The sequence below is a fragment of the Streptomyces calidiresistens genome (assembly GCF_014141525.1).
Classification (GTDB): Bacteria; Actinomycetota; Actinomycetes; order Streptomycetales; family Streptomycetaceae; genus Streptomyces; species Streptomyces calidiresistens.
The window spans coordinates 1-3,204 of record NZ_VKHS01000646.1; the positions used below are offsets into that span (position 1 = coordinate 1).

Annotated in this window: 3 protein-coding genes; 1 reads left to right on the forward strand and 2 read right to left on the reverse strand. The window is 75.7% G+C overall.

Annotation, left to right across the window (positions count from 1 at the left end):
* Positions 1-28 precede the first annotated feature (28 nt).
* Together hutU and FOE67_RS20910 are read right to left on the reverse strand one after the other, a co-directional pair.
* Positions 29-1,759 carry a urocanate hydratase gene (gene hutU, locus FOE67_RS20905; protein WP_182666383.1) on the reverse strand — a complete coding sequence of 577 codons (1,731 nt, stop codon included), beginning with the start codon at positions 1,757-1,759 and terminating at the stop codon, positions 29-31.
* Between the two features lie 185 nt (positions 1,760-1,944).
* A complete protein-coding gene (locus tag FOE67_RS20910) occupies positions 1,945-2,841 on the reverse strand; it encodes a MurR/RpiR family transcriptional regulator (RefSeq protein WP_323385198.1) in 897 nt (298 codons plus the stop codon).
* Positions 2,842-2,971: 130 nt separating this feature from the next.
* Between FOE67_RS20910 and FOE67_RS20915 the strand changes: the two genes are divergently transcribed.
* Complete coding sequence (locus FOE67_RS20915) at positions 2,972-3,190, forward strand: hypothetical protein (RefSeq protein ID WP_182666385.1); 219 nt, start codon at positions 2,972-2,974, stop codon at positions 3,188-3,190.
* Positions 3,191-3,204 lie beyond the last annotated feature (14 nt).

The following is a 3,204-nucleotide window of genomic DNA, read 5'->3' on the forward strand; positions in this document are numbered from 1 at the left end:
GCGGTGGGCCGGCCCGCGCCGTCGGGGGTCACGGCCGGTCTCCCGACCGGCCCGCGTCCGGGGTGTCCCCGGCGGTGTCCCCGGGACCGCCGTCCGGGGCCCCCTCGCCCTCGCGCATCGGGACCCGCACCCCGCGCTCGGCCGCCACCCGCTCGGCCTCCGGGTAGCCGGCGTCCACGTGCCGGATCACGCCCATCCCGGGGTCGTTGGTGAGCACCCGGCGGATCTTCTCCCCGGCCAGGGGCGTGCCGTCGGCGACCGTGACCTGCCCGGCGTGCAGGGAGCGCCCGATGCCCACCCCGCCGCCGTGGTGGATCGAGACCCAGGAGGCGCCGGAGGCGACGTTGACCATGGCGTTGAGCAGCGGCCAGTCCGCGATCGCGTCGGAGCCGTCCCGCATCGCCTCGGTCTCCCGGTAGGGGGAGGCGACCGACCCGCAGTCCAGGTGGTCGCGACCGATGACGACCGGGGCGGCCAGTTCCCCGGAGGCGACCATGTCGTTGAACCGCTCGCCCGCGCGGTCCCGTTCGCCCCGGCCCAGCCAGCAGATCCGGGCGGGCAGGCCCTGGAAGCGCACCCGCTCGCCGGCGGTGCGGATCCAGCGGGCCAGCGGCTCGTTGTCGGGAAACAGGTCGAGCACCGCCCGGTCGGTGGCGGCGATGTCGGCGGCCTCCCCGCTCAGCGCCGCCCACCGGAAGGGGCCCTTCCCCTCGCAGAACAGCGGCCGGATGTAGGCGGGGACGAAGCCGGGGTAGTCGAAGGCCCGCTCGCAGCCGCCCAGCCGCGCCTCGGCGCGCAGCGAGTTGCCGTAGTCGAAGACCTCGGCCCCGGCGTCCAGGAAGCCGACCATGGCGTCCACGTGCGCGGCCATGGACTCGCGGGCCCGCCGGGTGAACTCCTCCGGCTTGTCCCGCGCGTACCCGGCCATCTCCTCGAAGGGCACCCCGAGGGGGAGGTAGGCGAGCGGGTCGTGGGCACTGGTCTGGTCGGTGACCACGTCCACCGGCGTGCCGGCGGCGAGCAGGCGGGGCAGCACCTCGGCGGCGTTGCCGACCACGCCCACCGACAGCGGCGCGCGGCGGGCCCGGGCGTCCTCGACCAGGCGCAGCGCGTGGTCGAGGTCGTCGGCCGCCACGTCGAGGTAGCCGTGGTCCAGACGGCGTCGCACCGCGCGCGGGTCGCAGTCCACGCACAGCGCCACCCCGCCGTTGAGGGTGACCGCCAGGGGCTGGGCGCCGCCCATGCCGCCCAGGCCGGCGGTGACCGTCAGGGTGCCGGCCAGGGAGCCGCCGAAGCGTTTGGCGGCGACGGCGGCGAAGGTCTCGTAGGTGCCCTGGAGGATGCCCTGGGTGCCGATGTAGATCCAGGACCCGGCGGTCATCTGGCCGTACATGGTCAGGCCGAGGCCCTCCAGGCGGCGGAACTCCTCGGGGGTGGACCACTCCCCCACCAGGTTGGAGTTGGCGATGAGGACCCGGGGCGCCCACTCGTGGGTGGTCATCACGCCCACCGGACGGCCGGACTGCACCAGCATCGTCTCGTCGGCGCGCAGGTCGGTGAGGGTGCGGACCATGGCGTCGAAGGAGGCCCAGTCCCGGGCGGCCCTGCCCGACCCGCCGTAGACCACCAGGCGCTCGGGGTGCTCGGCGACCTCGGGGTCGAGGTTGTTGCACAGCATCCGGAGGGCGGCCTCCTGGGGCCAGCCCCGGGCGGTGAGCCGGGTGCCTCGGGCCGCGCGGACGGTGCGGGGTCCTGCCATGGACTGCCTCCCGGGTCGGCGCCGGGCCGACGACGGGCGGGCCCGTCGCGCCGTGCGCCCTCGCACTGGACTATTCACTCACTCTACGGACTGAATGAAACCCGTCAACAGGGTCCCGGGCCCGCGTCCGGGGCCGATCGGCCCGGGGCGCGTCCGCTCCCCTCCCCGCCCGCCGGGCCGGCGGGTCACTCCACGAACAGCCCGCGCTCGGCGGCCCGCGTCTCGAACCGTTCGAGGCGGCCCTCCGCGTCGGGGAGCACGTCGCACATCGCCTCGAGCAGGACCCGGCCCAGCATCATCGGGGCGCAGGCGGTGTCGAAGGACAGCGCGGTGCCCACGGCCGCGGGCAGCACCAGGTCACCGGGTTCGGCGACCACCGGGAAGGCGGTGTCGGCGACCAGCACCACCCGCAACCCCGCGGCCCGGGCGGCGGCCAGGGCGGGTATCACCTCGCGCGGGTACCGGGGCAGCGCGAAGCACAGCAGGGCGCCCGCCCCGGCTCCGGCGGCGGCCTCGATCCGGTCGACCAGTTCGCTGCCCCCGACGGTCAGCGGCCGGACGTCGGGGTGCACCTTGGCCGCGAACCAGGCGAAGCCGGCCGCCTGGGCGGCGGCGGCCCGCAGCCCCAGCACGGGCAGCGGTCGGGAGGCGGCGAGCAGTCGGGCGGCCTCCTCGACCGGCCGGGGATCGGCCAGCAGGGCCGCCAACTGCCGCAGGTGTTCCAGTTCGGCGAGAACGGCCTGTTGGTGGGGGTTGGCGCCCTCGACCCGGCGGGAGGGCCGGACGGCGCCGGCCCCCGCACCGTCCGTGTCCGGCCCCGCCGCCCCCGCCGCGGCGCCCGGGGCCGGCCGGTCCGGGTCCCGCAGGGCACGGCGCAACGCCGGGTAGCCGTCGTAGCCGAGGGCGACGGCGAAGCGGGTGACCGAGGGCTGGCTGACGCCGGCCGCCCGCGCCACCTCCACGCTGGAGAGGTAGGGCGCGTCGGCGGCCCGCCGCACCAGGCAGTGCGCGATGCGCCGCTGGACCGGGGTCAGTCTCCGGCCCTCGAAGAACTTCAGCAGTCTCGCGCTCGCCTCGTCCACGGGGCCGAGTCTAGGCAGCGGGCCCCGGACCCGCCGGTTCCCGGTGCCCGGAGGGGGGACGGGAACCGGAGGGTCGATAGGGGGGTTGGCCCCAGTGCGCGAGGGTGCGGGCGTCCGTAGCGTGAACGGCATGACGAACCGGAATCCCGAGCTGAAAAAGGATCTGGACGCCGCCGTGCAGACCCGCAAGGAACTGGGCGAGAACTACGAGACGGCGCTGGTCGAGTCCTTCCTGGAGAAGCTCGACGACCGCCTCGACGAGACGGTGGAGCGCGCCGTCGACAAGCGGCTGCGGCGCAGGCTCGCCGAGCAGCAGTTGACCTCCTGCCGAACCGGAATCCCGAGCTGAAAAAGGATCTGGAC